Genomic DNA, 6,657 nt, shown 5'->3' with positions numbered 1-6,657 from the left:
CAGCAACAAACTCTTTTTTAAACACAATTCTAAGCATCATCTAAAACAACAATAAAAATAAACATAGGATTTATATATAAAGTAAGTAATGAAGATATTTAACAAGTCCGCAATGAGCTACTTTCCCCCTGCCAGTAAGGCGTAGTATCATCACCCACGATGTGCTTAGCTTCTTGGTTCGGGATGGAGCAAGGCGTTTCCACATCTGTATAATCACGGACATTGTTATTTAAATATTCTTTGAAAGATTGAATTTAAAAAATAAAGCTTAATCTTTCATTTCTTTACTTTTTTCTTTATTCTCTTTCTTCTTTACTTATCTTTTATCTTTAATAAGTTTTTATATAGAATACTTAAAAAACAATGTTAAGAGCAAGTTCTAATATAAACTTTACTTGAAAGATTTCTATTAAACTCTAAATATTATCTATATTCAAAGTCTTCTTAAAAACCTTAACAAGGAAGTGATGCTTTATTAAAGATAAGCCAAACGCTCTATTAGTACTGGTCAGCTAAAGGACTTTCATCCATTACACACCCAGCCTATCAAACTAGTAGTCTTCTAGAGAGCTTAGAGAAGATTCATCTTAGAGTTGGCTTCACGCTTAGATGCTTTCAGCGTTTATCCTTTCCAAACTTAGCTACGCTGCGATGCTCTTGGCAGAACAACAGCTACACCAGTGGTTTGTTCAACCCGGTCCTCTCGTACTAGGGTCAAATCTCTTCAATCTTCTTACGCCCACGGCAGATAGGGACCGAACTGTCTCACGACGTTCTGAACCCAGCTCGCGTACCGCTTTAAATGGCGAACAGCCATACCCTTGGGACCTGCTCCAGCCCCAGGATGCGATGAGCCGACATCGAGGTGCCAAACCTCCCCGTCGATGTGAGCTCTTGGGGGAGATCAGCCTGTTATCCCCGGGGTACCTTTTATCCTTTGAGCGATGGCCCTTCCACACAGAACCACCGGATCACTAAGACCGACTTTCGTCTCTGCTTGACTTGTATGTCTTGCAGTTAAGCTGGCTTATACCTTTATACTCTACGAACGATTTCCAACCGTTCTGAGCCAACCTTTGTAAGCCTCCGTTATTATTTGGGAGGCGACCGCCCCAGTCAAACTACCCACCAGACATTGTCCCACTTGAGGATAACTCAAGCTGGTTAGCTACCCAAATAAGAAAGAGTGGTATCTCAACAACGGCTCATATACAACTGGCGTCATATACTCAAAGCCTCCCACCTATCCTGCACATTCTTATCCAAGTAGCAGTGTCAAGCTGTAGTAAAGGTCCACGGGGTCTTTCCGTCTTGCCGCGGGTAGGAGGAATTTTCACCTCCACTACAATTTCACTGGATCCCTCTTTGAGACAGCTCCCATCTCGTTACGCCATTCATGCAGGTCGGTATTTAACCGACAAGGAATTTCGCTACCTTAGGACCGTTATAGTTACGGCCGCCGTTTACTCGGGCTTCGATCAAGAGCTTCGCTAATGCTAACCCCATCAATTAACCTTCGAGCACCGGGCAGGCGTCACACCCTATACATCCTCTTACGAGTTAGCAGAGTGCTGTGTTTTTGGTAAACAGTCGGGAGGGACTCTTTGTTGTAAGTTTCTTCGCTTTCGGAGTAAATCCTAGTACGAAGCTAACCACACCTTATACCGAAGATACGGTGCTATTTTGCAGAGTTCCTTAAAGAGAGTTCTTCCACGCGCCTTAGAATACTCATCCCACCCACCTGTGTCGGTTTACGGTACGGGCAACATTAGCTAAACTTAGAAACTTTTCTTGGCTCGACGGCATCAGGGGTTCTTCTATCCATCCGAAGACTTCAAAAAGCCTTTCAGTTCTCGGAGTATTGTTATACGGATTTGCCTGTATAACCTCCTACGACCTTAGACTAGCACTTCCATCCGCTAGCCCCCTTAGCCCTAAGCGTCCTTCCATCGCACACTAATGTTGGTATTGGAATATTAACCAATTTGCCATCGTCTACCCCTTTCGGACTCGACTTAGGACCCGACTAACCCTACGATGACGAGCATCGCGTAGGAAACCTTGGGTTTACGGCGTTAATGATTCTCACATTAATTATCGCTACTCATGCCTGCATGCTCACTTCTATTCGCTCCAGCACTCCTTGCCGGTATACCTTCGACGCAAATAGAACGCTCTCCTACCACTTGCACACAACTTAAACTACTTAAACTTTAAACCAAGAATATTTTTACTGATTTTACTAAGTTTTATTTCTATCTTTACTCTATAAAAATCAGTAAAAATATAACTTAAAACATATAACTTAGTTTTTTATATTCTAAACTTAAATAATCTAAGTTGTGTGCAAGTCTACAGCTTCGGTACTTACTTTAGCCCCGTTATATTTTCCGCGCAAAATCACTAGACCAGTGAGCTATTACGCTTTCTTTAAAGGATGGCTGCTTCTAAGCCAACCTCCTGGTTGTTTAAGTAACTTCACATCGTTTTCCACTTAAGTAAGATTTAGGGACCTTAGCTGGTAGTCTGGGTTGTTTCCCTCTTGACGACGGATTTTATCACTCGCCGCCTGACTGCTGTGATTACATATAAGGTATTCGGAGTTTGATAGGGTTTGGTACATTGGTGTATGCCCTAGCCCATTCAGTGCTCTACCCCCTTATATTACGACACAACGCTATACCTAAATATATTTCGGAGAGAACCAGCTATCACGAAGTTTGATTGGCCTTTCACCCCTATCCACAAGTCATCCCGGGGCTTTTCAACGCCTATGGGTTCAGTCCTCCACTAGTTCTTACACTAGCTTCAACTTGCTCATGGATAGATCACTTCGTTTCGGGTCTGCAGCATCTGACTAAGCGCCCTATTCAGACTCGCTTTCGCTACGGCTTCGCGTTTGCTTAACCTTGCCAGACACCACAACTCGCAGGCTCATTATGCAAAAGGCAGTCCATCACACTGTATTGCTACATAGTGCTCTGAATGATTGTAAGCAAATGGTTTCAGGTTCTATTTCACTCTGATCACCTCAGTTCTTTTCACCTTTCCCTCACGGTACTTGTGCACTATCGATCTGGTATTAGTATTTAGGGTTGGATCGTGGTCGACCCGGATTCAGACAGGATTCCTCGTGTCCCGCCCTACTCAGGATACTGCTAGCTAAGCTTTGTTTTTCGCATACGGGACTATCACCCTCTATGGCTATACTTTCCAGAATGTTCTGCTAAACTCAGCTCTTGCACATTGCAGTCCTACAACCCCCAGTGCAAGCACTGGGTTTGCCCTCTTGCGCTTTCGCTCGCCGCTACTGACGCAATCTCTATTGATTTCTTTTCCTGAGGGTACTAAGATGTTTCAATTCCCCTCGTTCGCTCCTATATAGGTAATGTATATCTCTATACATTGGGTTGCCCCATTCGGAAATCTACGGATCAAAGCTTCTTGACAGCTCCCCGTAGCTTATCGCAGTCTAGTACGTCCTTCATCGCCTTTACCAGTCAAGGCATCCACCATTCGCTCTTAGTAGCTTACCTTTTGATGTTCTTTTAGCAAATGAGCAAGGCTCATCTTAAAGAACCAAAGCTAAAGGCCTACCCCGCCAACCTAAAAGATATTAGACTTAAAACGAAATAAACTAAACATTCATTAAAAAATTAATGTAGATAAAGCTTCAATTCTTAATCACTAAAAAAACAATTTGCATAAAAGTTAGATATAATCTAACTTCTACCTTTTATTATTGATTCTAAAACGCATCACTTCCTTGTTAAAGTTTTTATGATAAGACTTCTTTATCTTAAGACGGAAAGCATTCAAACACTTAATATAAAACTAAATGATTTAGTCTCAACTAAGCTGTGAGTTTGAAACTTGTCTTTAATTTATAAATCTTAAATCTAATATTCTCTTTATTATAGAAATAAAGATAATTAAAAGATATAAGTTAAACCAAAGAAAAGATAAATAGGTTTTATCCTTTAACAAGTCCTGTAAAATTGTTTTTATTAAAACTTGCTTGTGACTCTTAACAATGATAATTAAAAAGAACATTTAGGTTTAAAACCTAAAGGAAGTATATATATTAATATAATCATTATAAATATAAATACATAATGTATATGCTACTTATATCTATTTAAAGTATATTCTTTTATAGTTAAAGATAAAAGTAAATCTGAATATAGAGTTTATATTTTATATTTAATCTACTTTATATACTTGCTTTAGATTTTAAAGCTTTTTTATTCAAATCTTTTTTATGGTGGGCCTAACAAGACTTGAACTTGTGACCTCACCCTTATCAGGGGTGCACTCTAACCAGCTGAGCTATAGGCCCTTAATAAATGGTGGAGAATAGCGGGATCGAACCGCTGACCTCCTGCGTGCAAAGCAGGCGCTCTCCCAGCTGAGCTAATTCCCCATAAACAATTAGCTTTATCATCAATCTTTGAAATCTAAACAAGAATCAATTGAGTTTATATATTGAAGTAATAGTGGTGAGACTTATTACTTTGTACTCTAGAAAGGAGGTGATCCAACCGCAGGTTCTCCTACGGTTACCTTGTTACGACTTCACCCCAGTCGCTGATTCCACTGTGGACGGTAACTAGTTTAGTATTCCGGCTTCGAGTGAAATCAACTCCCATGGTGTGACGGGCGGTGAGTACAAGACCCGGGAACGTATTCACCGTAGCATGGCTGATCTACGATTACTAGCGATTCCGGCTTCATGCTCTCGAGTTGCAGAGAACAATCCGAACTGGGACATATTTTATAGATTTGCTCCACCTCGCGGTATTGCGTCTCATTGTATATGCCATTGTAGCACGTGTGTCGCCCTGGGCATAAGGGCCATGATGACTTGACGTCGTCCACACCTTCCTCCTCCTTACGAAGGCAGTCTATTTAGAGTGCTCGGCCGAACCGTTAGCAACTAAATACGTGGGTTGCGCTCGTTGCGGGACTTAACCCAACATCTCACGACACGAGCTGACGACAGCCGTGCAGCACCTGTCTCTAAGTTCTAGCAAGCTAGCACCCTCATATCTCTATAAGGTTCTTAGGATATCAAGCCCAGGTAAGGTTCTTCGCGTATCTTCGAATTAAACCACATGCTCCACCGCTTGTGCGGGTCCCCGTCTATTCCTTTGAGTTTTAATCTTGCGACCGTACTCCCCAGGCGGTACACTTAATGCGTTAGCTGCATTACTGAGATGACTAGCATCCCAACAACTAGTGTACATCGTTTAGGGCGTGGACTACCAGGGTATCTAATCCTGTTTGCTCCCCACGCTTTCGCGCCTTAGCGTCAGTTGAGTTCCAGCAGATCGCCTTCGCAATGGGTATTCTTGGTGATATCTACGGATTTTACCCCTACACCACCAATTCCATCTGCCTCTCCCTCACTCTAGACTATCAGTTTCCCAAGCAGTTTAATGGTTAAGCCATTAGATTTCACAAGAGACTTGATAATCCGCCTACGCGCCCTTTACGCCCAGTGATTCCGAGTAACGCTTGCACCCTCCGTATTACCGCGGCTGCTGGCACGGAGTTAGCCGGTGCTTATTCCTTAGGTACCGTCAGAATTCTTCCCTAAGAAAAGGAGTTTACGCTCCGAAAAGTGTCATCCTCCACGCGGCGTTGCTGCGTCAGGGTTTCCCCCATTGCGCAATATTCCCTACTGCTGCCTCCCGTAGGAGTCTGGACCGTGTCTCAGTTCCAGTGTGACTGATCATCCTCTCAGACCAGTTAAGCGTCATAGCCTTGGTAAGCCATTACCTTACCAACTAGCTGATACTATATAGTCTCATCCTACACCGAAAAACTTTCCCTACTCAACTTGTGTTAAGCAGGAGTATAGAGTATTAGCAGTCGTTTCCAACTGTTGTCCTCTTGTGTAGGGCAGATTAACTATACCTTACTCACCCGTGCGCCACTAATCCACTTCTAGCAAGCTAGAAGCTTCATCGTTCGACTTGCATGTATTAGGCACGCCGCCAGCGTTCACTCTGAGCCAGGATCAAACTCTCCATAATAAACCTTCTTTAGCATCAAGGCAAAGCCTTAACTAAGAAGCAAGCTAAAGGCCTACCCCGCCAACCTAAAAGATAAACTACTTAGATTGCATTAAAGAGATAAACCTTATTACTTTTATAGATAGTTTAATCTTTTTCTTCAAAGAAAAAGTTATAAAAGATTAAAAGAAAGCTTTTAATCTTTTTAATATTAGATTGAATAGATTTTACATAATTGCTTATGCCTAAATCTTTCTGGCTCAATCGATCACTTATTTAGATTTCAAAGATTGACTAATAAGATTTGAATAACAATACTAATTTAAAAGAACAAAACAAAAAATCATTTTTAAAAGAAAAGTTTTTAAATTAAAAACAAGATTTATAAAAAAGCTTTTAGTTTTAAATTAAAAAATTAAGAAAGTTAAAAACTCAAATAATTTAAAAACTTAAAAAATCTAAAATAAAGTTAATTTATAAAATCTACTCAGTTAGTGAAACTTTATAATTTAAAAGATTTTAAGTCCTTTTTTCAAAAAAGGAAATGAAAGTATAACCAATTAAACTTAAAAGGGGATTAAATAAAGGATTAAATAGTATAAATATTTGTGTAAATATTTATATAAGTATTTGGTGGGTT

At 40.6% G+C, this 6,657-nt stretch carries 2 tRNA genes and 3 rRNA genes; all 5 read right to left on the bottom strand.

The features are described 5' to 3' along the window. Positions 1-104: 104 nt before the first annotated feature. A 5S ribosomal RNA gene (gene rrf / locus AJN60_RS01560) occupies positions 105-221 on the bottom strand. 256 nt (positions 222-477) lie between these two features. Further along, positions 478-3,536, bottom strand: a 23S ribosomal RNA gene (locus tag AJN60_RS01555). Positions 3,537-4,262: 726 nt separating this feature from the next. Further along, positions 4,263-4,339, bottom strand: a tRNA-Ile gene (locus tag AJN60_RS01550). A gap of 8 nt (positions 4,340-4,347) precedes the next feature. Continuing rightward, positions 4,348-4,423 (bottom strand) — tRNA-Ala (locus tag AJN60_RS01545). 102 nt (positions 4,424-4,525) lie between these two features. Next, positions 4,526-6,038, bottom strand: a 16S ribosomal RNA gene (locus AJN60_RS01540). The 16S, 23S and 5S rRNA genes sit together here with 2 tRNA genes alongside, the layout of an rRNA operon. Positions 6,039-6,657: the final 619 nt, after the last annotated feature.

The organism is Campylobacter sp. BCW_4323 (genome assembly GCF_001763115.1).
Classification (GTDB): domain Bacteria; phylum Campylobacterota; class Campylobacteria; order Campylobacterales; family Campylobacteraceae; genus Campylobacter_D; species Campylobacter_D jejuni.
The sequence above is the reverse complement of the archived record's forward strand: the minus strand, read 5'-3'. Positions and strand labels throughout refer to the sequence as shown.